Source organism: Dongia rigui, assembly GCF_034044635.1.
Lineage (GTDB): Bacteria > Pseudomonadota > Alphaproteobacteria > Dongiales > Dongiaceae > Dongia > Dongia rigui.
This window is the reverse complement of the sequence record NZ_JAXCLX010000003.1, coordinates 668529-690157: the sequence shown is the minus strand read 5'-3', so window position 1 is coordinate 690157 and position 21629 is coordinate 668529. Positions and strand designations below refer to the sequence as shown.

General features: G+C 63.1%; 20 protein-coding genes. 10 read left to right on the top strand and 10 right to left on the bottom strand.

Annotated features, from left to right (window positions below; genetic code table 11):
- Positions 1–114 precede the first annotated feature (114 nt).
- The 4 genes from SMD31_RS18705 to SMD31_RS18690 all read left to right on the top strand — a co-directional run bounded on the left by SMD31_RS18705 (position 115) and on the right by SMD31_RS18690 (position 4047).
- Positions 115–903, top strand: coding sequence for an ABC transporter ATP-binding protein (locus tag SMD31_RS18705; protein WP_320502448.1), 789 nt, complete (start codon positions 115–117; stop codon positions 901–903).
- Positions 900–2009, top strand: a complete 1110-nt coding sequence (locus SMD31_RS18700; RefSeq protein ID WP_320502447.1) for an ABC transporter permease — start codon at positions 900–902, stop codon at positions 2007–2009. Before SMD31_RS18705 ends, SMD31_RS18700 begins: the two co-directional genes overlap by 4 nt.
- Positions 2006–2968: an ABC transporter permease gene (locus SMD31_RS18695; protein WP_320502446.1), complete on the top strand. Its 963-nt coding sequence runs from the start codon at positions 2006–2008 to the stop codon at positions 2966–2968. The genes SMD31_RS18700 and SMD31_RS18695 overlap by 4 nt, the downstream gene beginning before the upstream one ends.
- 68 nt (positions 2969–3036) lie before the next feature.
- Positions 3037–4047, top strand: a complete 1011-nt coding sequence (locus SMD31_RS18690) for an ABC transporter substrate-binding protein (protein ID WP_320502445.1) — start codon at positions 3037–3039, stop codon at positions 4045–4047.
- A 212-nt stretch (positions 4048–4259) separates the two neighbouring features.
- Here the strand turns inward: SMD31_RS18690 and SMD31_RS18685 are convergent, their stop codons facing one another.
- Both SMD31_RS18685 and purE read right to left on the bottom strand, forming a co-directional pair.
- Positions 4260–5348 (bottom strand): 5-(carboxyamino)imidazole ribonucleotide synthase, encoded by a 1089-nt coding sequence (locus SMD31_RS18685; protein ID WP_320502444.1) that lies wholly within the window; start codon positions 5346–5348, stop codon positions 4260–4262.
- Between the two features lie 6 nt (positions 5349–5354).
- On the bottom strand, positions 5355–5846 hold the full coding sequence (gene purE, locus SMD31_RS18680) for a 5-(carboxyamino)imidazole ribonucleotide mutase (protein ID WP_320502487.1): 492 nt from the start codon (positions 5844–5846) through the stop codon (positions 5355–5357).
- A 321-nt stretch (positions 5847–6167) separates the two neighbouring features.
- On the opposite strand from purE, the gene SMD31_RS18675 reads away from it, so the two are divergent.
- Positions 6168–6992 carry a GGDEF domain-containing protein gene (locus SMD31_RS18675; RefSeq protein ID WP_320502443.1) on the top strand — a complete coding sequence of 275 codons (825 nt, stop codon included), beginning with the start codon at positions 6168–6170 and terminating at the stop codon, positions 6990–6992.
- The gene (locus SMD31_RS18670) at positions 6989–7636 is read left to right on the top strand and encodes a hypothetical protein (protein ID WP_320502442.1); all 648 of its coding nucleotides are present in this window, start codon (positions 6989–6991) and stop codon (positions 7634–7636) included. Before SMD31_RS18675 ends, SMD31_RS18670 begins: the two co-directional genes overlap by 4 nt.
- 26 nt (positions 7637–7662) lie before the next feature.
- On the opposite strand, the gene SMD31_RS18665 is transcribed toward SMD31_RS18670, so the two are convergent.
- A complete protein-coding gene (locus SMD31_RS18665; protein WP_320502441.1) occupies positions 7663–8364 on the bottom strand; it encodes a ribonuclease activity regulator RraA in 702 nt (233 codons plus the stop codon).
- Between SMD31_RS18665 and SMD31_RS18660 the strand changes: the two genes are divergently transcribed.
- Entirely contained in the window at positions 8363–9166 is an 804-nt protein-coding gene (locus SMD31_RS18660) for a hypothetical protein (protein ID WP_320502440.1), read from the top strand. The two genes, SMD31_RS18665 and SMD31_RS18660, sit on opposite strands and share 2 nt — an antisense overlap.
- 100 nt (positions 9167–9266) lie before the next feature.
- Here the strand turns inward: SMD31_RS18660 and SMD31_RS18655 are convergent, their stop codons facing one another.
- Positions 9267–9971, bottom strand: coding sequence for a hypothetical protein (locus SMD31_RS18655; RefSeq protein ID WP_320502439.1), 705 nt, complete (start codon positions 9969–9971; stop codon positions 9267–9269).
- Positions 9972–10139: 168 nt separating this feature from the next.
- Between SMD31_RS18655 and SMD31_RS18650 the strand changes: the two genes are divergently transcribed.
- Complete coding sequence (locus SMD31_RS18650) at positions 10140–11054, top strand: hypothetical protein (RefSeq protein ID WP_320502438.1); 915 nt, start codon at positions 10140–10142, stop codon at positions 11052–11054.
- Positions 11055–11120: 66 nt separating this feature from the next.
- Here the strand turns inward: SMD31_RS18650 and gyrB are convergent, their stop codons facing one another.
- The 6 genes from gyrB to rpsT all read right to left on the bottom strand — a co-directional run bounded on the left by gyrB (position 11121) and on the right by rpsT (position 19197).
- Positions 11121–13547, bottom strand: coding sequence for a DNA topoisomerase (ATP-hydrolyzing) subunit B (gene gyrB, locus SMD31_RS18645; protein ID WP_320502437.1), 2427 nt, complete (start codon positions 13545–13547; stop codon positions 11121–11123).
- 47 nt (positions 13548–13594) lie between these two features.
- Positions 13595–14884, bottom strand: coding sequence for a DNA replication/repair protein RecF (recF, locus tag SMD31_RS18640; protein ID WP_320502436.1), 1290 nt, complete (start codon positions 14882–14884; stop codon positions 13595–13597).
- Between the two features lie 52 nt (positions 14885–14936).
- The gene (gene dnaN / locus SMD31_RS18635; protein WP_320502435.1) at positions 14937–16055 is read right to left on the bottom strand and encodes a DNA polymerase III subunit beta; all 1119 of its coding nucleotides are present in this window, start codon (positions 16053–16055) and stop codon (positions 14937–14939) included.
- A gap of 274 nt (positions 16056–16329) precedes the next feature.
- Positions 16330–17757, bottom strand: coding sequence for a chromosomal replication initiator protein DnaA (gene dnaA, locus SMD31_RS18630; protein ID WP_320502486.1), 1428 nt, complete (start codon positions 17755–17757; stop codon positions 16330–16332).
- Positions 17758–17819: 62 nt separating this feature from the next.
- Positions 17820–18248: a rhodanese-like domain-containing protein gene (locus tag SMD31_RS18625; RefSeq protein ID WP_320502434.1), complete on the bottom strand. Its 429-nt coding sequence runs from the start codon at positions 18246–18248 to the stop codon at positions 17820–17822.
- A gap of 685 nt (positions 18249–18933) precedes the next feature.
- A complete protein-coding gene (gene rpsT / locus SMD31_RS18620) occupies positions 18934–19197 on the bottom strand; it encodes a 30S ribosomal protein S20 (RefSeq protein ID WP_320502433.1) in 264 nt (87 codons plus the stop codon).
- Positions 19198–19448: 251 nt separating this feature from the next.
- Here rpsT and dapF point away from each other — a divergent pair, with 251 nt between their 5' ends.
- Entirely contained in the window at positions 19449–20294 is an 846-nt protein-coding gene (dapF, locus tag SMD31_RS18615; RefSeq protein WP_320502432.1) for a diaminopimelate epimerase, read from the top strand.
- Entirely contained in the window at positions 20287–21612 is a 1326-nt protein-coding gene (gene mtaB, locus SMD31_RS18610) for a tRNA (N(6)-L-threonylcarbamoyladenosine(37)-C(2))-methylthiotransferase MtaB (RefSeq protein ID WP_320502431.1), read from the top strand. The genes dapF and mtaB overlap by 8 nt, the downstream gene beginning before the upstream one ends.
- The last annotated feature ends 17 nt before the right edge of the window (positions 21613–21629 follow it).

Here is a 21629-nt window from a genome sequence, read left to right as displayed (position 1 = left end):
GTCGGCCTTGTTGACAAACCCCTCACCCCACCCCCTCTCCCCGGAGGGGCGAGGGGCTTTGCAGCGAACTCGCTCGAAACTCCCTCGCCCCGCTTGCGGGGAGAGGGGGTGTCGATGATTGACACTGTCATCGACGTCCGCAAGCTCGGGCTCACTTTCGAGACGCCGGATGCGCCGGTCGTGGCGTTGCAGGATATCGATCTGCAGATCCGCCGCGGCGAGTTCGTGACCTTCATCGGGCCGTCGGGCTGCGGCAAGACGACCTTGATGCGGATCATCGCCGATCTGGAGCAGCCGACCTCCGGCACCGTCACGGTGAACGGGGTCTCACCGCGCGAGGCGCGTCTTAAACGCGCCTATGGCTATATCTTCCAGGCGGCAGCCCTTTATCCCTGGCGCAACATCCAGCGGAATGTCGAGCTGCCGCATGAGATCATGGGTGTTTCGAAGCGCGAGCGGGCCGAGAAGGCGCGGCGCTATCTCGACCTTGTGGGCTTGAAGGGCTTCGAGAAGAAGTTTCCCTTCCAGCTCTCGGGCGGCATGCAGCAGCGCGCCTCGATCGCGCGTGCCCTGAGCTTCGATCCCGATCTGCTGTTGATGGATGAGCCCTTCGGTGCGCTCGACGAGATCACGCGCGACCGCATGAATGAAGAGCTGCTGCGCATCTGGGGCGAGACCAAGAAGACGGTCATCTTCGTCACGCATTCGATCGACGAGGCGGTGCTGCTCTCCACGCGCATCGTCATCATGAGCGCCCGGCCCGGCCGCATCATCGATGTGATCGACAGCAATCTGCCGGCGGTACGGACGCTGGAGACACGCGAGACGCCTGAGGCGCAGGAACTGGCGCACCGCATCCGATTGGGGCTCAAGGCCGGCCATTCCTATGACGAGGTCAAATGAGCAGCGTTGCTCGGGACCTCAAGGAGAAGGCGCTGCCGGTTGCGGCGGTGGTCGCACTCATCATCGTGCTGTGGTACGGGCTCGCTGCCCGGCTTAACTGGACCCAGGTCGAAGACGGGCTGGTGAATGCCGCAGCCGACCAGGCGGCCGAGGCCGAGGCCGAAGCGGCGCTGAATGGCGACAATGGCAGCAGCGACAATGCCGACGCGGGCAGCGAGGACGACGAGAGCCAGTCTTATGATTCGGCAACCGCCGATCCCGAACCCGGCGAGGCGGCGCCCGAAGAAGATGCCGCCGGCAGTGACGAAAGCGACGTCGCACCGGCCCAAGCCGCACCGGCACAGGCTGCCACGGTTGAGAAGCCGCCTTTCATGACGGTGCTGAAGGGCACCTGGGAGATGGAACGCCCTGTCCTTCCCAGCCCGCATCAGATCGTGAAGGAATTCGTCGCCACGACCTTCGCCGAACCGGTCACCTCCAACAAATCCCTCGTCTACCATGCCGGGGTCACGGCATCGGCCACCTTGGTGGGCTTTGCACTCGGGGCCGTGCTCGGCATGATTCTGGCGGCCGGCATCGTGCATCTCCGGACCCTCGACCGCTCACTCATGCCCTGGATCATTGCCTCGCAGACCGTGCCGATCCTCGCCATCGCGCCGATGATCATCGTCGTGCTGGGGAATATCGGCATCACCGGCCTGGTGCCGAAATCGATCATCTCGATGTATCTCTGCTTCTTTCCCGTCACCATCGGCATGGTGAAGGGTCTGCGCTCGCCCGATCCGATGCAGCTCGACCTCATGCGCTCCTATAACGCCAGCACGGCACAGGTGTTCTGGAAGCTGCGCGTGCCGGCTTCCGTGCCCTTCCTCTTCGCCAGCCTCAAGGTAGCGGTCGCCATCAGCCTCACCGGCGCCATCGTCGGCGAGCTGCCGACGGGTGCCGCGGCCGGCATCGGCGCGCGGCTGCTCTCTGGCAGCTATTACGGCCAGACGGTGCAGATCTGGTCGGCGCTCTTCGCGGCGGCCTTGCTGGGTACCGTATTGGTCTATGGCATCGGCGGCATCGAGCGGCTGGTGTTGCGACTAGCGGGGGGGCGGGCATGAAAGCGACGCCTGCCCTGCGCAACAGCCTGCTTGCCGCCCTGCTGCTGCTGGGCGTTGCGATCTATGGCCTTCACGCCATCGGCGTGGCGGAAGCGGCGGGCGCCCTGCCGGTCCCAGCCTGGGTCAGCGTCCTGCTGGTGGTTGCGACCGCCGCCGCGTGGTGGCTGCTTGGCAATCTCAGCGCCATCAGAGGCGTCAAGCTCACGAACTGGCTGGTACCGGCAATCTTCGGCGGCGCCCTGCTCTTAGGCTGGGAAATCGTCTGTCGTGGTTACGGTGTGCCGCGCGTGCTGCTGCCGGCGCCGAGCCAGATTTGGGATGCTTTCTTCCGCGAATTGCCGACATTGATCGACGATTTCCGCCAGACGTTCCTGAAGGCGGTGATTGCCGGCTTCACGATCGGCAATCTGCTGGGCCTTGCCACGGCCCTCATCGTCGACCGGGTGCCGTTCCTGCAACGCGGGCTGCTGCCCTTGGGCAACATGGTCTCCGCCGTGCCGATCATCGGCATCGCCCCCATCATGGTGATGTGGTTCGGCTTTGGCTGGGAATCGAAGACGGCGGTCATCGTCTTCATGATCTTCTTTCCAATGTTGGTGAACGCGCTGGCCGGCCTCAACGCCGCCGACAACATGAGCCGCGATCTGATGCGTTCCTATGCCGCGGGCTACTGGGCGACGTTATGCAAGCTGCGCCTGCCGGCCGCCTTGCCGTTTATCTTCAACGCGCTCAAGATCAACTCGACCCTGGCGCTGATCGGCGCCATCGTCGCGGAATTCTTCGGCTCGCCGATTTCCGGCATGGGGTTCAGGATCAGCGTCGAGGTGGCGCGCATGAATGTCGATGTGGTCTGGGCGACGATTGCGGTGGCGGCCCTGGCCGGGTCGATCTCCTATGGCGTGCTGGCGCTGCTGGAGCGGCATTTCACCTCCTGGCATGCGTCCTTCCGGGGGCGCTGAGGTGGCAAACGGGTTCTTTGGAGTTCTTTGGGCGTTCAACAACAAACGAATGAAAACGGAGGCTTAAAATGGTGCTCAAGAAACTGTTCGGCTCGGCGGTCATCGCCGGCCTGTTGCTGGGTGGTGCCGCGGCGGCGGAGGCCAAGGATGCGCTGACCCTGCAGCTGAAATGGGTCACGCAGGCGCAGTTTGCCGGCTATTACGTCGCCAAGGACAAGGGCTTCTTCGATGAAGTCGGCCTCGACGTCACGATCAAGGCGGGCGGTCCGGACATCAACCCCTCCCAGGTGATCGCTGGCGGTGGTGCCGATGTGGTCGTCGACTGGATGCCGTCTGCTCTGGCAACGCGCGAGAAGGGCGTGCCGCTGGTCAACATCGCCCAGTTCTTCCAGAAGTCCGGCATGATGCTGACCTGCCGCAAGGACGCCGGCATCAAGTCGCCGAAGGATTTCAAGGACCAGACGCTGGGTGTCTGGTTCGGCGGCAACGAATATCCGTTCCTCAACTGGATGAACAAGCTCGGCTACAAGACCGATGGCTCGGCCGGCGGCGTCAAGGTGCTGAAGCAGGGCTTCAACGTCGATCCGTTGCTGCAGAAGCAGGCCGCCTGCATCTCGACCATGACCTATAACGAATATTGGCAGGTCATCGATGGCGGGCTCAAAGCCAAGCAGCTGGTCACCTTCCAGTACGAGAAGGAAGGTGTGGCGACCCTCGAGGACGGCCTCTACACGCTCGATAAGAGCTTGTCCGATCCGGCGATGGTCGACAAGCTCGCCCGCTTCGTGAAAGCGGCACAGAAGGGCTGGGACTGGGCGGTGAAGAACCCGAAGGATTCGGTCAAGATCGTGCTCGCCAATGACGCGACCGGCGCCCAGACCGAGAAGCATCAGCTGCGCATGATGAAGGAGATTGCCAAGCTGGTCGGCAAGAACCCGAAGGGTACCGGCTGGCTGGATGATGCCGCCGCCGAGCGCACGGTCGAGACGCTGATGTCGGGCGGTTCCGACCCGGTCATCACCAAGAAGCCGGAAGGTGCCTGGACCCACGACATCATCGAAAAAGCCAACGCGATGTAAGTCGCCGCCGCTTTCAGTTTCTCCAAAACTTGAAAACCCCGCCGAGAACATCGGCGGGGTTTTTGTTTTTGTTGGGTGGGATTTTTCAGTTGCCCACCCCCCTCCCTGACCCTCCCCCTCAAGGGGGGAGGGGAAAGAAGGAAGGCTCTATCAATGCACTGGGTGCAGTCCTCTCCCCCCTTGAGGGGGAGAGTTAGAGAGGGGGGTATCTCTCAGCTCTTCGGCCGAATGCGGTTCCAATGGCCCATCTTGCGGCCGGGACGCGCTTCGGCCTTGCCGTAGAGGTGGAGCTTCACATCCGGGTCGGAGAGAAGCTGGGGCCAGGTTTCGACCTCGTCGCCGATGAGGTTGGTCATCACGGTGTCGGAATGGCGCGCGGGGTTGCCGAGGGTGAGGCCGCAGACGGCGCGGACATGCTGTTCGAATTGCGAGGTGACGGCACCGTCCTGGCTCCAATGCCCGGAATTATGGGGACGGGGGGCCAGCTCGTTGACCAGGACCTTGCCGTCCCTGGTGACGAACATCTCGACCGCGAGCAGGCCAATGAGATCGATCTCGGCGGCGATCTGGCGGGCGATGGCTTCGGCGGCGTGTGAGACTTTCGCCGGGACGCCGGCCGGCACCGTCGAGGTGTCGAGGATATGATGCTTGTGATGATTGCGTGCCGGTTCATAGAGCGCGATCTCGCCCGCTGGGTTGCGGGCGACGATGACCGAGATCTCGCAATCGAAATCGATGAAGCCTTCGAGGATGGCGATGGAACCGCCCATCTTCTTCCAGGCGTCGTCGAGATCCATGCCGGCTTCGATGCGCACCTGGCCCTTGCCGTCATAGCCGAAGCTTGCGGATTTGAGGATCGAGGGGGTGCCCAGGGCCGCCACGGCCGCCGGGAGCTCAGCGGCGGATGTGACTTCGCGGAAGGCGGTGACCGGCACGCCGATGCCTTCGAGGAAACGCTTCTCGCGCAGGCGTTCCTGGGTGATGTGGAGGACGCGCGGGGCGGGGCGGGTGGGTTTCACCTTGGCAAGGATCTCGGCCGAAGCGGCGGGGATGTTCTCGAACTCGAAGGTCACGACATCGACCGCTTTGGCAAAGGCTTCGAGGGCGGCGAGGTCGGTGTAATCGGCCACCGTGTTCTTCCACGAGACCTGCGCCGCGGGGCCGTCTTTCTCGGGCGAGAAGATATGGACCTTGTAGCCGAGGCGCCCGGCGGCCAGCGCCGACATGCGGCCCAACTGGCCGCCACCTAGGATGCCGATGACGGAACCCGGCGGCAGGATCTGACCGTTTTCAGCGCTCATCGCCTGTCAGCCCTCACGCGTCGGTTCATGGGCGACGGCGGTCGATTGTCTTTCGCGCCAGGCGGCGAGGCGCTTGGCCAACGCCTTGTCGTTGAGGGCGAGGACGGCGGCGGCGAGGAGGGCGGCGTTCACCGCACCGGCCCGGCCGATGGCGAGTGTCCCCACCGGGATACCGGCCGGCATCTGCACGATGGAGAGGAGCGAGTCCTGGCCCTTCAAGGCGGCACTTTCGACCGGCACGCCGAAGACCGGGAGTTCAGTAAGGCTCGCCGTCATGCCGGGCAGGTGGGCGGCACCGCCGGCGCCGGCGATGATGACCTGCAGGCCCCGCGCCTTGGCGTTCTGGGCGTAGTCGAACATGCGTTTGGGGGTGCGGTGGGCGGAGACGATTCGCGTTTCGGCGGCGATGCCGAGGGCGTCCAGCGTTTCGGCGGCATGGCGCATGGTGGCCCAATCGGATTGGCTGCCCATGATGATGCCGATTTTGGCTTTGCCCATCTTGATCTTGCCGGCGGGGGCCTTGGTCCGCGCCCTGGCGCCAGCCGGCCCGGCCTTGCGTTTCTCTTTTGTTGCCATGGCCTTACGCCTTTCTGACCCCAGCTGGAAAGGCCGCGATTATAGGGACGGGACGACCTTTGGCAAGCGGTGGGGACAACGATATTAACGTCGCTTTAACTGAGTTATGCGCATGATTCGGCGTCATTTTTTGACCCCTGCGCCGGCCTGGGCCAGGAGCCAAAAAGAGATTGCGAGGGCGGCCCGGGGTCGCCAACATCGGTCGCCAGCAGGGGGGCCTGTGGCGGAGCGAAAGGCAGCGGAATGAAGATCAGAGATCGAGCTGGCGGTCCGACGGGGATTGGCCCCGCTGGCGGCGCCCGTCCGGTTTCCAAGGTGGCCAAGGCTGCGAAGACGGCCGCGGCGGCCAGCGTCGATTCCGCCACCTCAGCCGCCCCCGTCGACCAGGCGACCTTTCTAGGACTCAGTGAAAACGAACTGTCGCCCAATGTGCGCGCGGCCCTCACCGCCTTGCTCGATGAAGTGCGCAGCCTGCGCGACGAGCTCGACCGCACCAGGAAGCGCATCAGCCATCTGGAGCGCGTGGCCGATGAAGACGCCATGCTGCCGATTGCCAACCGCCGCGCCTTCGTGCGCGAGCTGACGCGCCTCATCTCATTCTCCGAACGCTACGGCTCGCCGGGCTCGGTGCTCTATTTCGACTTGAATGGCATGAAGCAGATCAACGACCGCTTCGGCCATCCGGCCGGTGACGCGGCGCTGAAGCATTTTGCGACCCTGCTGGTCAACAATGTGCGCGATTCCGATGTCGTGGGCCGATTGGGTGGCGACGAGTTCGGCGTCATCCTGGCGCAGGCAGACGTGGCGCAGGCACAAGACAAGGCCAACCAGCTGCTCTCGGTCATCAGTACATCGCCCTTGAACTGGGACGGGTACGAGATCCAGCTTTCCTGCGCGGTCGGCCTCCATGAATTCCACGGCCAGCAATCGGCGGACGATGCGCTTTCCCAGGCCGACGCCTCGATGTACCAGGCCAAGCGCAAGCATTACGCCGTCAAGAACGGCGCCGATCGCGACGCCGCCGCGGGTGAGGTGGATGACGCAGCAGATGAGGACGAGGCATCGTGACGCGACGCGTCGCCTGCCTCCATTCTGCCGACAGCAACATCGCCATCTTTGACGCGGCTTCCGCGGGGTTCGATTTGTCGCTGCGCCATGTCGTGCGCTCCGATCTGCTGGCGGCGGCTGAAAGTGCCGGCGGATTGACCCCCGACGTCATCGCCATGACCGAGATCGCGCTTCGCCAGGCGGCCGACGGCGCCGATGGCGTGCTCCTCACCTGCACCACCTTGGGCCCCATTGCCGACCGCTTGCGCCTGCCGATGCCGGTATCCGTGCGGCGCATTGACCGGGCGCTCGCCGAAGCGGCACGGGATCGGGCGGGTGGCGGCAGGGTCGTCGTGCTCTATACCTATCCCGGTACGCGCACCGCGACCGAGGCGCTCTTTCGCGAGGTCGCGGGTGCTGCGGTGGAGATGCAATTGGTGGCGGGTGCCTGGGACGCGTTCAGGGCCGGCGCGCATGACCGCTATGGGGCGATGATCGCGGCGGCGGCCGACGCCATTGCCACGGAAGACAGGCGTGTCGCGGCAGGGGCTGGTGCCATTGCTTTGGCGCAGGCCTCCATGGCACCGGCCGGCAGGCTGTGCCGCATCGCCCAGCCACTCGACAGCCCCAGGGCCAGCCTTGCAGCAGCGCTGCTGCCGGGTTAGCGCGCCCCCCCCCATCCCCATCTGCGCTACTTCTTCGTCGCCGCCTCATAGCGCGCCTTGGTTTCGGCACTCATCGGATAGAGGCCGGGGAGCGGCACGCCCCGCGCCACCTCCGCCATGATCCAGGCCTCCATGCGCTCCTGCTCGGGCGCTTCCTTCAGCACGTCGTCGAGGAGGGCCGCTGGGATGACCACGGCGCCATCGTCATCGGCCACGATGATGTCGCCGGGAAAGACGGCAACGCCGCCGCAGGCGATGGGCTGCTGCCAGGCCACAAAAGTGAGGCCAGCGACGGAAGGTGGTGCCGCAATGCCGTCGCACCAGACCGGAAGACCGGTCGAGAGAACCCCGGATGCATCGCGCATGACGCCATCGGTGACGAGCCCCGCAACGTTGCGCTTCACCATGCGGGCGCAGAGGATGTCGCCGAAGATGCCGGCATCGGTGATACCCATGGCGTCGGCCACGGCCACGACGCCGTCGGCCATGTCCTCGATCGCGGCGCGCGTGGAAATGGGCGAGGCCCAGCTGGCCGGCGTCGCCAGATCCTCGCGCGCCGGCACGAAGCGCAAGGTGAAGGCGGGGCCGACGACGCGCGGTTGCCCGGATTTCAGCGGCCTCGTCCCCCGCAGCCACACATTGCGCAGGCCCTTCTTCAGAAGGACCGTGGTGAGGGTGGCGGTGGAGACTTGTTGCAGGCAAGCGATGGCGGCGGGATCGAGCGGCATGACGATTTCCGTTGTGAAAGAGTGTCGCGGCAATGGTGGCATGTCGCGGCCAGCGCTGCAAATAGCGGTGCTGGTTGGCGCTGGCGAAATGTGCCACATTTCGGCATTCGATTTTCACGCAACGACGCGGCCGAGCCTTGCCGTCATGGCTAAACCCACCTCCCCATCATCCAGCAAGGCCGAGTTCCGCGATGACGGGCGGGCTTTGCTGAGCTTTGCCGAGCGCGTGCGCGTTCGTTGCCGCAAATGCCAGGCACCGGGGATCGTCCTGATGCAACGCGATGGCGCGCAAGCGGGGGCGAACTTCCGATGTGGCTCCTGTGGCACGGCGGGGTCGATCGCCGACAAGGACTGGTTCGGGCCGCTGGTTGTCGGCGGCAAGCGGCATTGCCAGTTCTGTGGCCACAGCTGGTCGGTGGCGGCACGGCGCCTTGCGCCGGGCGCTAGGTCACCGCGACATGTGAAAGCGCGCTGCCCGCAATGCGACAAGGAGACACGCAACGTTGCTGTGCTGTCGCCAGGCGTCGTGCCCGGTGAGCCTACCGACCCTTATCTCGGCCTTGCGCTTCTGCTGGTCGCCGAGACACGCTTTGGCCCGCTCTGGTGCTACAACGAAGAGCACCTTAGTTTCTTGAAGGACTACGTCACCGCCAGCCAGCGCCGCCGCACGAATGCGACGACGCACCACTCCATGTTCGTGCGCCTGCCGGCATGGATGAAGCTGGCGAAGAACCGCGATGAGGTGTTGAAGGGGTTGGCTCGCATCGAAGCGATGGCTGCGACATCTCACGCTCTCGGCTAGCGTTCGTCGCTGCATTTGTAATCACGCATACCGTTAGAAATCGGTCGGTGATGTGTTCCCGATGCGAAAGCCAAAATACTAAACAGCGTCTATTTGCCCGCTACGACCCCTTACTGACAGCGCATTTGCCGAGAACCTGGCCATCGGAGCTTCCGCCGAATCTCTTATCGCGTGCTGCGAAGGCATCTTCTGCGGGTTTGGGATTTGTCCGCTTAGAATCAGAGGCAAAGTCGTTTAGCTGTTTCAACTCTGCTTCAGTGAAAGTGGCAATTGTCTCGTCGACGATGCAAGCAAAGTATTTCGGTTGCTTCTCGCGCGACAAGCCATCTGCTTTCCACTTGGCGGCCATGCCATTGGTCAGCATCTCGCGGTATGTCGCCCCTGCCGGATAGATGACGCCTTTGCCTTCACAAACTGCGGAGGCATAGGGATAAAGCTTCATTCCGCGCTGTCGTTCAAAGCTTGCGCCGAATGATTTTAGCGGACCAATCATGTCGTAGAAGTCGTCGTACAGATGGCTTTTTGCAAACTTGTCCACCTGGCGATTCAACTCCGGCGGGGACACTCTAACGATCTGGTCGCCGATGCACTGACGATACGCAACCGGCAGAGACTTGATATCGGTCTTTTCGCTTTCGGCCTGAATCTCGAGCAGACGCGTCCAAACCTCTGAGGCAGAGTCGACGTTTTCAAAGCGTGTGACATACGTATTGTCGGGAACAAGACCCTTAGGCGGCAAAGAGCAAGCGCATAACGCAAGGCATGCAAGACTGGCAGCAAGGCGGAGGGGCATAGCCAATTTCATAGTCGATCTCACGTGAGCTTTGCATATCAATATTAGAGAAAATCGTCGTCTCTCACATTGCACGCTAAAGTATTTTATAAAAAAATCATTCGTGCAATAGTAATCGTCGAAGCAAAGCCGCTGACGAAGGCGAAAGCAATCAGTCGAGATTCTTGGAGGGAGGGGGGTATGAAACTAGCTATTACCAAAGATCAGATTGGAATGATCGTTGCAAAGGCACATGAGCATCTGGCGGCTTGTGTCGCGGCCGAGCTCGCGTCTGGCGGATGGCGCACGCGAATGAGTCCGGATGAGATAATTCGTCTTCATATGACGCCGGAGAAAAAGGACAGTCGAAATGAGATAAGTGAGCTTCTTTCTGGAATTTTATTCTCCGCTCAAAACCGACAAGACGCCAACCGGGTCATACAAGGGTCCGTCCGAGGAAAATGGGAAGGCTTGCGCAAGCTGCTCTTGGATTTCGAGCCCGAAAAAATTCTATCTACCTGGAGCAATTCCGATGAGTTGTTCGACTATATTCGCAAGGCTGACGAAGTTGGTGGTGCAAAGCGAGATGACCCAAGATCAAGATGGCCACAGTTCTGCAAGAGCGTAATGTCTGCATCGCAGTTCATTTCTCGCTTTAGAACGGCCCAAGAGTTCATATGTTGGATTGAGACCTTCACAAAGACACCCGATACTGCCGCCGCGCTGCCCCTCGTCCTTGCAGAAGAGATTGACGGCTTTGGGCTTGCTCTTGCGTGCGACTTTCTCAAAGAGCTTGGCTACGAGCAATTTCCAAAGCCTGATATTCATATAAAGCGTCTTGCTCATCGCTTGCGGATAAGTTCAGCCAACAGCGACTACATGTTACTCCGTGACCTGATGAAATTGGAGCCGCTTCTGGCGTCTTTCAAAATCAGCTTGTACGGGTTTGACAAGTATCTTTGGCTTATAGGGTCCGGCCGCTTCTACTTGGTAGAAGAAGACGGGGTCGAACTGAGCATCGGACGTCAGGCAAGGCCATTCTTGAATCGCATGCGGAAAGCCGGGTATGACGTGGCGGAAGACGCCAAAGCCGACAGCGAACTCGCAGTTGAGTAGCGCAATCTCGAAATATTCGGCGATGGCAAGATCGGAGGAGTATAGACTGTACACCCCTCCGGGCTCCTACACGTCCAGATTGGCGACGTTCAGCGCGTTCTGCTGGATGAATTCGCGTCTGGGTTCAACGAGGTCGCCCATCAGGGTTGAGAAGATTTCTTCCGCCTCGTCGACATGGTTGACCTTCACCTGGAGGAGCGAGCGGACGGCGGGGTCGAGGGTGGTGGCCCAGAGCTGCTCGGGGTTCATTTCGCCGAGGCCCTTATAGCGCTGGATGTCGATGCCCTTGCCGCCGATCTCGATCACGGTGTCGACCAAATCGATCGGGCCGTGGACGTCGATGGTGCGGTCCTTGACGGTGAGGGTGGTGGCGCCGCTGAAGCTTTCGGCAAGATCCGCCTTCATCTGGTCGAGGCGGTGCGCCTCGGCCGAGCGGATGAGGCCGGCATCGATGATGTGCCCCGAGGTGACGCCGCGCAGGCGCCGCTTGAAGGCAAGGCCCCCCTCGCTGTCGGAGAGGCCGGACCAGCCGCGTTCGGTTGCGGGTGAAAGCGTGTCGAGCTTGGCGGCAATCGCCGCGGCAAGCTCCGGATTGGCGGCGGCCTGCGGATTGAGGCCACCCAAAATCGCCGTCTGCTGCACGACATTGACCGAGCCCACCTTGCGGATGAGCGGCTCCATCAGATGCTTGGCCTGTGCTGCCATGTTGACGACACGGCGGAGATCGGCGCCGGCAACCTGCGCGCCGGACCCCAGCGTCAGCACGGCGCCATCGAGCCCTAAGGTGATGAGATAGTCTTCGCGGGCTGCGTCGTCCTTGAGATAGTGCTCGGTCTTGCCCTTGGCGGCGCGATAGAGCGGCGGCTGGGCGATGTAGAGATAGCCCTTCTCGATCAACTCCGGCATCTGGCGATAGAAGAAGGTGAGGAGCAGCGTACGGATATGCGAGCCGTCGACATCGGCGTCGGTCATGATGATGATCTTGTGATAGCGCGCCTTGGCGGCATCGAATTCCTCCGGCCCGATTGAGGTGCCGAGGGCCGCGATCAGCGTGCCGATCTGTTCCGAGGAGAGCATCTTGTCGAAACGCGCGCGCTCGACATTGAGGATCTTGCCGCGCAAGGGCAGGATCGCCTGGTTCTTGCGGTGGCGGCCTTGCTTGGCTGACCCGCCTGCCGAATCACCCTCGACGATGAAGAGTTCAGAGAGGGCCGGGTCGCGTTCCTGGCAATCGGCGAGCTTGCCGGGGAGCGATGAGATGTCGAGCGCCCCCTTGCGGCGGGTGAGATCGCGGGCCTTCCGGGCCGCTTCGCGTGCGGCGGCTGCCTCGACGGCCTTGCCGACAACGCGCTTGGCTTCCGTCGGGTGTTCCTCGAACCATTGCGCCAGGCGCTCGTTGACGATGTTCTCGACCACGGGCCGCACTTCGGATGAGACCAGTTTGTCTTTCGTCTGCGAGGAGAATTTGGGGTCCGGCACTTTGACGGAAAGGACGCAGGTCAGCCCTTCGCGCGCGTCATCGCCGGTCAGCGTCACCTTCTCGCGCTTGGCGATGCCGCTTTCTTCCGCGTACTTGTTGACCTGGCGCGTGAGCGCCGCGCGGAAGCCCTGCAGATGGGTGCCGCCGTCGCGCTGCGGGATGTTGTTGGTGAAGCACAGCATCGTCTCGTGATAGGCGTCGGTCCATTCCATCGCCATCTCGACGGTGATGCCGTCTTTCTCGCCCACGATGATGATGGCCGGGCTGTGGATCGCCGTCTTGCTGCGATCGAGATAACGCACGAAGGCCTCGATGCCGCCCTCGTAATGCAGCTCGACCGATTTCGGTTCGACGGTGCGGTTGTCGGTCAAGATGAGGCGCACGCCGGAATTCAAGAACGCCAGCTCGCGCAGGCGATGTTCCAGGGTCGCATAATCATATTCGGTCTTGGTGAAGGTTTCCTTGGAGGCAAGGAAGGTGACCTCGGTGCCGCGCTGACCGTTGGCATCGCCGACGACAGCAAGCGGCGCTTCGGGATCGCCATGGCGGAAGCGCAGGAAATGCTCCTTGCCGTCGCGCCAGATCTTGAGATCGAGGCGTTCCGAGAGCGCATTCACCACCGAGACGCCGACACCGTGCAGGCCGCCCGAGACCTTGTAGCTGTTCTGGTCGAACTTACCGCCGGCATGCAGCTGGGTCATGATGACCTCGGCCGCCGAGACGCCTTCTTCCTTGTGGATGTCGACGGGGATGCCGCGGCCGTTATCGTTCACCGTGACCGAGCCGTCGCCATTCAGCGTCACCAGCACGCGGTCGCACCAGCCGGCGAGGCTCTCGTCGATGGAGTTGTCGACGACTTCGTAGACCATGTGATGGAGGCCCGAGCCGTCATCGGTGTCACCGATATACATGCCGGGGCGCTTCCTGACCGCATCGAGGCCCTTGAGGACCCGGATGGAATCGGCGCCGTATTCGTCGCCGCCATGGTTCTGGTTCTTGGTTTCGTCGCTCATGGTCAATTACTCGTCACTGAAAATTACGGGGTTGGCAAAGCGCCGTCTTACGCGTCGCTTTGCAGGCGGCCGTCACCGGCCGTGATGAATTGGGCCCAGCCGGAAAGCGGCTGGAAGATGTCGCGCTCGGTGCCGGTCAGCCAACATTGGGCGGAGAGGGCCTGGAGTTCGGCAAAGAGCGCCTCGCGCCGGGACTTGTCGAGATGGGCCGCCACCTCGTCGAGGAGGATGACCGGCGGCTCGCCGCGCCGCCGTGTGGAGAGCCGCGCTTCGGCGAGGATGATGGCGATGAGAAGCGCCTTCTGCTCGCCGGTCGAACAATCGGCGGCGCGCAAGGGTGCTCCTCCTAGATGGCGACCGAAGAGGGTTACGACAAGGTCCGATCGATGCGTGCCCCACGTCGTTATGCCGCTGTCGGCATCTGATCCACGGGCGGCAGCGAGCCGATCGCGCAGCAAATCCTCCGCCTGCAAAGCGGAGTGGGTGCCCAAGGATTCTTCGACCGAACCGGCGACAGTCAGTTCCGCCTGCGGGAAGGGGCCGATGCCCTCCGCCATGGCGGCGTTGAGACTGGCCGCGGCATCGAGGCGGGCGGCAGCGATCGCCACGGCCTGCGCCGCCATTTCGCTCTCAAGGCCGGAGAGCCAGGCATTCATGTCGGTGCCAGACGCCATTGGCGCTTCACCGCGCAGGATCCGGGCCCGTTCGCGCATCGCCTGTTCGTATGAAGCGACGCGGGCAGCATGGGCGGGATCGAGGCCATAGACCAGGCGGTCGAGGAAACGGCGGCGGGAGGATGTGCCTTCCGAAAACAGGCGGTCCATCTGCGGCGTCAGCCACAGCACGGTCAGGATCTCGGCAAAGCTTGCCTGCGAGCGCATGGCGGCGCCATTGAGGCGCGAGACGCGCCGCTCGCGGCCGCTCTGGGCGAAGGCCAGGGGATCGCGACCCGTGCCCAGCGCATGCTCGCCGCCTTGGGCTTGATAACGGCCATGCACCGCCCAGGCGATGCCGCCCTGGCGGCTGAATTCTTCCGGATGCGCGCTGGCGGCAGCGTGGTTTCCGTTCTGGCGGAACTCGACCTCGGCGATGCTTGCCTGGCGCAGGCCGGAGCCGGGGGCGAGATAAGAGATCGCCTCGAGGAGATTGGTCTTGCCGGCGCCGTTGCGCCCGGTCAGCACGACGGCACCCAGGCCCCGATCGAGACCGGTTTCGAAGCTCACCTCGCGGTAATTACGGAAGGAGGTGAGCGAGAGATACGAAAAGCCGTTCGCCACTTGCGTCACATTGCGTGGCGTCGGGGAGGTCTGGTCGGTTCCGCGCAGGGCGTCCGCCATTGCCTCACGCGCCCCCCATCTCAAACACGCCCCATCTCAAACACGCCCCATCTCAAACACGCATGGGCATCAGCACGTAGAGTGCCTGAGCATCGGCCATGTCACGCAGCAGAGTCGGGGCAACCGAATCCGCGAGCTTCAGTTCCAGTCCCTCACCCTCGATCTCGTCGGCGACATCGAGGAGGTATTTCGAGTTGAAGCCGATCTCCATCGCCTGGCCGTCATACTTCACCTCGATCTCTTCCGAGGCGCTGCCGTTCTCGGCGCTGGTGGCCGACAAGGTTAGCATGCCGGGCTTGAGGCTGAGCTTCACGGCACGTGATTTTTCGGAGGAGATGGTGGAGACGCGGTCGACGGCGTCGCGGAACTCCTTGCGGTCGACCTCGAGCACCTTGTCATTGGCAGTGGGGATGACGCGCTGATAATCGGGGAAGGAGCCATCGATCAGCTTCGAGGTCAGGACGACATCGGCAAAGGCGAAGCGGATGCGGCTGTCGGAGAGGGAGACGTCGACGGCGCCGTCGAAATCCTCGATCAGCTTGCGCACCTCATTGACCATCTTCCGGGGCACGATGACGCCGGGAATGCCCTCGGCCCCTTCGGGCAGCGGCATCTCGACCCGCGCCAGGCGGTGGCCGTCGGTGGCGACGGCGCGCAGGCTGGTCTGCTTGCCGGCGGCATAGGCATGCACATAGATGCCATTGAGGTAGTAGCGGGTCTCTTCGGTCGAGATCGCGAATTTGGTGCGGTCGATGAGACCCTTCAAATCGGCGGCCGAGAGGGGAAATTTATGGGCGAGGTCACCGGCATGGATGGCCGGGAAGTCTTCCTTGGGCAGCGTCGCCAGGGCAAAGCGCGAGCGCCCGGCCTTCACGGTGACCTGGCTGCCGTCGGCGGCAAGTTCGAACTGCACCTGGGCGCCTTCGGGCAGCTTACGGACGATGTCGTAGAGCGTGTGGGCGGAGACCGTGACGGCGCCGGGGATGGCGATGTCGGAGGGCACCTTCTCGACCACGGCGAGGTCCATGTCGGTGGCGGTCAGCCCCAGCTGCCCGTCCTTGGCCTCAATGAGCACGTTGGAGAGGATGGGAATGGTGTTGCGGCGTTCGACGACGCTCTGCACATGGCCCAGGGCCTTCAGGAGGAGGGCGCGCTCGATGGTCAGTTTCATGGCCTAACTCAACCCTGTTTCTGGCCGAAGGCGGCTCCGCCCGTCCCGGACGACCTGTCGCGGGATGGCGGCCCGACGCTGTCGGTCCGATCTTTTCCAACCTTGCCTGAAGGTCCCCCGCACCTGGTCAAAAACAGGCGCGGAAACGGCCGAATCGGCCCCTAAATCCCAGCAAGTGGCGGATTATAGCAGGTTAGTCCCGGCGCAACAGGGTTTTGTGCCGATTCCCAACCACCGGCAGGAGGCCGCAACCCCGCAGAATACTTGGCGAAATTCAGCCTTCCAGCATGCGCTTCAGGAGGTCGATATCCTCGGCAAAGGAGATGTCGCCAGAGGCCAATTCCTCGACCTTTTTGACGGCATGCATGACTGTCGTGTGGTCACGCCCGCCGAAGGAGCGGCCGATATCGGGCAGCGATTTGGTGGTCAGCTGCTTGGCGAGATACATGGCGATCTGGCGGGGCCTTGAAACCTGGCGGGCGCGGCGCGGCGAGCTCATATCGGCAAGCTTGATGTTGTAATGCTCGGCGACGCGGCGTTGGATTTCCTCAATGGTCACAGACCGATCATTGGCGCGCAGCAGGTCCTTCAGGAGTTCCTGCGCGGATTCGACCGAGACGGGGCGCCCCACCAGTGTCGCATGGGCAATGATGCGGGTGAGTGCCCCTTCGAGCTCGCGCACGTTGGAGGAGATGCGGTGGGCGAGGAATTCCAGGACCTTGCCCGGAATGTCGATCGGCGCAGCTTCAGCCTTCGCCTGCAGGATGCCGAGGCGCAGTTCGTAGGTGGTGGGGTGGATGTCGGCGACGAGCCCCCAGCCAAAGCGGGTGCGCATGCGCTCCTCGAGCCCCTGCAGGTCGGAGGGCGACTTGTCGGCCGAGAGCACCACCTGCTTGTTCTGGTCAAAGAGCGCGTTGAAGGTGTGGAAGAATTCTTCCTGGGTCGATTCCTTGCCGATGATGAACTGCACGTCGTCGACCATGAGCACATCGACCGAGCGGAACAGCTCCTTGAAGGCCATGGTGTTCTTGTTCCGCAAAGCGCGGATGAACTGGTACATGAACTTCTCGGCCGAGAGGTAGATCACCCGCTTTTGCGGCTGCTTCTTCTTGATGTGATGCGCGATCGCATGCATGAGATGCGTCTTGCCGAGGCCGACGCCACCATAGAGAAACAGCGGATTGAAGGGCACAACATCGCTTTCGGCGACGCGCAAGGCAGCGGCATGGGCCAGTTCGTTCGACTTGCCGACGACGAAATTGTCGAAGGTGAGGCGTGGGTCGAGCGTGGCGCTGACTTCGGCCAGGCCATCAGCCTCGTTGATGGCGGCGCCGGCAATTTGCGGCAGCGCATCGGCGGGCGCGGCATGGTCGCCGGCAACCGGTGTTTCCATCATGGCATCGTCGAGGGCCGAATCATCGCTTGCTGCGGCGTCGCGCGCATCGACGATCACCTCGACCGAGCGGATCTCCGGGCATTCGGAGGTCCACAGCGCCATGATGCGGTCGGCGTAATGCGTCGCCACCCAGTCGCGCATGAAGCGTGAGGGCACGGCGACGCGCAAATCCTGTCCGCGGCGGCCGGCCAGCGTTAGGGGCTTCAGCCAGGAGCGAAACGTGGCTTCGCCGAACTCGGCACGCAGGCGGCCGCGGACTCGGGCCCATTGCGCGTTGAGGAGCGAATCGCTGCCGGCTTCAATCATGGCTTTACCCCCAAGAGCACTCATATTCGCATTCATGTCGTCGTTACGGCTCATCAGGCGCGTCAATCCTGCATCCAGGGAAGGCCGGAAGCCTTCCAGCCATTCATGCGCCCACGATGGTTGTCGCCGTCCTTGTCGCCTTCGAAGCCGCCGGCCACGTTGAAGCAGGGGCAAAGCCCCGCTTCGGTCATGGCGATGGCCGCAGCGCGCGAGCGCGCCCCGGAACGGCACAGGAAATAGACCGGGCCGCCGGCATCGCCCAATTGCGCCTTCACCTTGGCGGCAAAGTCGGGGTCGACCGCCATGGCGGGATAGACCTGCCAGGAGGCGAGGACGACCTTCTTGGCGACGGAACTGAGATTGGGCACGCCCACGAAGCTCCATTCGGGCTGGGTGCGGACGTCCACCAGGCGGGCTTTCGGATCGGTCTGGAGCGCATCCCAGGCGGCTTGGGGCGTCACGTCGCCTGCATAGTTTCCAGATTGGCTCATACCGTCATACCCCGCAGAAAAAAACATCCCCACCACCAGCACGGAGACTCACGCGCCCTGGCGCAGGGCGTGGCTTCCGGAGCGGCGGCGGTCTTGATAGATAACTTAAGCCCGCACGCCGAAACCGTTGGGGTTTGGTGCGTAAGGCTGCAACCAATGCGCGAGAATGCCGTGGAGGCGCGCAATGTAACCGTGACTTGGCTGCCACAGGCTTCGGCGGGGAAAAACGGACGCTGAAAGCGGGCCGGAAAGGGTCATAATCCCAGACTTCCGGCTGTTATCCACAGGCTCCGCGCGCAAGCTGCGGAAACCATGGATGGCGCAATGATGGAACGTATCGTCACGCATCATAGGTCTTTGTTTTTTATGACTAATTTTCCCGTGATCAAGCCCCTTTTCGGAGCTTCGGTCAACGCCCTGTCCGCGACCGAAGGGGACTCTACGCGCGCGCTTTAACCCTTGCAACAAGTCCGAATCGAGAACGGATTGGAATCGACTCAAGGGGAGGCACCTGTGGCCGAATCAACACAGATTCAGCCGCCGGTGGCGGGGTGCGGCCTACAACGGATGGTGGCGTAGACCGCCAGAACCCACAAACGAAACCGCGGCCTTCGAGAGGAAGGCCGCGGTTGTTGTGAGCACTACCAAGCCCTTGCGGGTGGCGGCTGAAGCTTTGCCTTGTGTCTCAGGCGAGGGCGCGGACGGCCTTGGTCAGGCGCGACATTTTGCGCGCTGCGGTATTCTTGTGCAGCACGCCATGAACGACGCCACGGGCGAGTTCCGGCTGGGCGGCCTTCAGGGCGGCTTCGGCGGCGGCCTTGTTGCCACCAGCGATCGCCTCTTCGGCCTTTTTGACGGCCGTCTTCAAACGGCTGTTGTTGGCGCGGTTGCGCGCGGTGCGAACTACGGTCTGGCGAATGCGCTTTTCCGCGGACTTATGATGAGCCATGGGAGCAATACCTGCTGTGAAACGTCGGAATTTCTATTGGCGGCGGGTTATACAGAGGGGCAGGGCAGGCGTCAACCGCTGCAATTGGGCGATATTTTCCTGATGAATATCAGTGTGTTGATGGCGTTTGGCAAATGCCGCCCTGCAGCCAGCGCAGGGCCCGATGCCCCTGAAATCATTGGACTTGATGGGGCAGAGAGCGGCATAACCACCCTCATCCGACGCAGTTTCAGCCCGATTGGCGCCGTTTCATGACTATTGTCCCGTTTTTGAAGATGCATGGCCTTGGCAACGACTTTGTCGTGCTGGACGCGCGCAAGCAGAAACTGGACCTGACGGTGAAGCAGCGCCAGCGCCTGGCGGACCGGCATATGGGTGTCGGCTTCGACCAGATGGTGACGCTGGAAAACCCGGTTTCAGCCGGGGCCGACGTCTTCATGCGACTCCACAATGCCGACGGCTCCGAGGCGCGCGCCTGCGGCAACGCCACGCGCTGCATCGCCGCGCGCATCATGGGCGAAAAGGGCCACGGCAACGTCGTGATCGAGACCGTCTCCGGTCTGCTTGCGGCCGAGGCGATCGGCAACGGCCATATCGCGGTCGATATGGGGCCGGCCCATCTCGACTGGCAGGACATTCCGGTGGCTGCCGCTTGCGACACGCTGCACATGCCGGTGGCGCTGGGGCCTGTTTCCGATCCCGTCGGTGTCAATGTGGGGTCGAGCCATGCTGTCTTCTTCGTCGATGACGTTAATGCCATCGATTTGCCGCTGATCGGCCCGCAGCTTGAAAACCATTCGTTCTTTCCCAATCGGGCCAATATCGAATTCGCGCAGATCATCGGCCCGGACCGCATCCGCATGCGGGTCTGGGAGCGCGGCGCCGGCATCACGCTGGCCTGCGGATCCGGTGCCTGCGGAACCCTGGTCGCGGCGGCGCGGCGCGGCCTCACGTCAAGGAAGGGCGAGGTCATCGTCGATGGCGGCACGCTCACCATCGAATGGCTGGAAAACGGCCATGTCCGCATGACGGGACCGTGGACGCTGTCCTATGAAGGCCAGATCGATCTCGATGCGCTCGTGAACGGTCATGGCTGAGACTATTCGGGCTGAAGAAGAAATTCTGGCCCCGGTCGAGGAGGCGCGCCGTCCCGGCGAGCCGCAGCTCGTCACCTTCGGCTGCCGCCTCAACGCGTTCGAGAGCGAGGTCATGCGCAATCACGCCAGTGCCGCGGGATTGGGCGATGCCATCATCTTCAATACCTGTGCGGTGACGTCCGAGGCCGAGCGCCAGGCGCGCCAGGCCATCCGCAAGGCGCGGCGCCTCAACCCGGAGGCGCGCATCATCGTCACCGGCTGTGCCGCGCAGATTTCGCCAGAGACTTACGCGGCGATGGCCGAGGTCGATGCCGTTCTTGGCAATGAGGAGAAGCTGAAGGCGGAGAGCTTTGCAGCCCTTTCCCTCTCGCGCGAGCCGGTGGTGCGGGTCGCCGATATCATGACGGTGACGGAGACGGCGCCGCATCTGATTTCCGGATTCGCCGCCCGCGCCCGCGCCTTTGTCGAGATCCAGCAGGGCTGCGACCATCGCTGCACCTTCTGCATCATCCCCTTTGGCCGCGGCAACAGCCGCTCGGTCGCGGTCGGTGCCATCGTCGAGCAGATTCGCGCGCTTGTCGCCAATGGTGTCCGCGAGGTGGTGCTGACCGGTGTCGACATCACATCCTACGGCGGCGATCTGCCGGGCAAGCCCAGCCTTGGGGCGCTCACGCGCCGCATCCTCAATCTGGTGCCCGACCTGCCGCGTTTGCGCCTGTCGTCGCTCGACGTGGTCGAGGTGGATGACGAGCTGAAGCGCATCATCGTCTCGGAAGAGCGGCTGATGCCGCATCTGCATCTGTCGCTGCAGGCCGGCGATGACATGATCCTGAAGCGCATGAAGCGCCGCCACAGCCGCGATGACGCCGTCCGCTTCGTGCGCGAGATGAAGGCGATGCGGCCCGACCTCGTCTTCGGCGCCGATCTCATCGCCGGCTTCCCGACCGAGACGGAAGCGATGTTCGAGAACAGCTTGCACCTCATCGACGACTGCGACCTCACCTTCCTGCACGTCTTTCCCTATTCGGCGCGCAAGGGCACGCCGGCTGCGAAGATGCCGCAGGTGCCGGGGAACATCCGCAAGGAGCGCGCGCAAGTCTTGCGCGCCCGCGGCCTTGCGCGGCAGAAGGCCTACTTCGCGCGGCTTCTGGGCGCACCGGCCCGCGTGCTGGTGGAAAAATCCGAAGACGGCCGCGCCTTCGGCCACAGCGATCATTTCGCACCCGTCGCTTTGAGCTTCGGCGTGCCGCCCGGCACCATCATCGAAACCCGTATCAACGGGGCGACGGACGAACATCTCACGGCTACCGCCGCCTGATTTCTTGAATTGATCCC

Excerpts from the sequence above, each read along its gene's own strand:
- SMD31_RS18705 (WP_320502448.1), top strand. The coding sequence starts at position 115 with ATGATTGACACTGTCATCGACGTCCGCAAGCTCGGGCTCACTTTCGAG.
- SMD31_RS18700 (WP_320502447.1), top strand. The coding sequence starts at position 900 with ATGAGCAGCGTTGCTCGGGACCTCAAGGAGAAGGCGCTGCCGGTTGCG.
- SMD31_RS18695 (WP_320502446.1), top strand. The coding sequence starts at position 2,006 with ATGAAAGCGACGCCTGCCCTGCGCAACAGCCTGCTTGCCGCCCTGCTG.
- SMD31_RS18690 (WP_320502445.1), top strand. The coding sequence starts at position 3,037 with ATGGTGCTCAAGAAACTGTTCGGCTCGGCGGTCATCGCCGGCCTGTTG.
- SMD31_RS18685 (WP_320502444.1), bottom strand. The coding sequence starts at position 5,348 with ATGAGCGCTGAAAACGGTCAGATCCTGCCGCCGGGTTCCGTCATCGGC.
- purE (WP_320502487.1), bottom strand. The coding sequence starts at position 5,846 with ATGGGCAAAGCCAAAATCGGCATCATCATGGGCAGCCAATCCGATTGG.
- SMD31_RS18675 (WP_320502443.1), top strand. The coding sequence starts at position 6,168 with ATGAAGATCAGAGATCGAGCTGGCGGTCCGACGGGGATTGGCCCCGCT.
- SMD31_RS18660 (WP_320502440.1), top strand. The coding sequence starts at position 8,363 with ATGACGATTTCCGTTGTGAAAGAGTGTCGCGGCAATGGTGGCATGTCG.
- SMD31_RS18665 (WP_320502441.1), bottom strand. The coding sequence starts at position 8,364 with ATGCCGCTCGATCCCGCCGCCATCGCTTGCCTGCAACAAGTCTCCACC.
- SMD31_RS18655 (WP_320502439.1), bottom strand. The coding sequence starts at position 9,971 with ATGAAATTGGCTATGCCCCTCCGCCTTGCTGCCAGTCTTGCATGCCTT.
- SMD31_RS18650 (WP_320502438.1), top strand. The coding sequence starts at position 10,140 with ATGAAACTAGCTATTACCAAAGATCAGATTGGAATGATCGTTGCAAAG.
- gyrB (WP_320502437.1), bottom strand. The coding sequence starts at position 13,547 with ATGAGCGACGAAACCAAGAACCAGAACCATGGCGGCGACGAATACGGC.
- recF (WP_320502436.1), bottom strand. The coding sequence starts at position 14,884 with ATGGCGGACGCCCTGCGCGGAACCGACCAGACCTCCCCGACGCCACGC.
- dnaN (WP_320502435.1), bottom strand. The coding sequence starts at position 16,055 with ATGAAACTGACCATCGAGCGCGCCCTCCTCCTGAAGGCCCTGGGCCAT.
- dnaA (WP_320502486.1), bottom strand. The coding sequence starts at position 17,757 with ATGATTGAAGCCGGCAGCGATTCGCTCCTCAACGCGCAATGGGCCCGA.
- SMD31_RS18625 (WP_320502434.1), bottom strand. The coding sequence starts at position 18,248 with ATGAGCCAATCTGGAAACTATGCAGGCGACGTGACGCCCCAAGCCGCC.
- rpsT (WP_320502433.1), bottom strand. The coding sequence starts at position 19,197 with ATGGCTCATCATAAGTCCGCGGAAAAGCGCATTCGCCAGACCGTAGTT.
- dapF (WP_320502432.1), top strand. The coding sequence starts at position 19,449 with ATGACTATTGTCCCGTTTTTGAAGATGCATGGCCTTGGCAACGACTTT.
- mtaB (WP_320502431.1), top strand. The coding sequence starts at position 20,287 with ATGGCTGAGACTATTCGGGCTGAAGAAGAAATTCTGGCCCCGGTCGAG.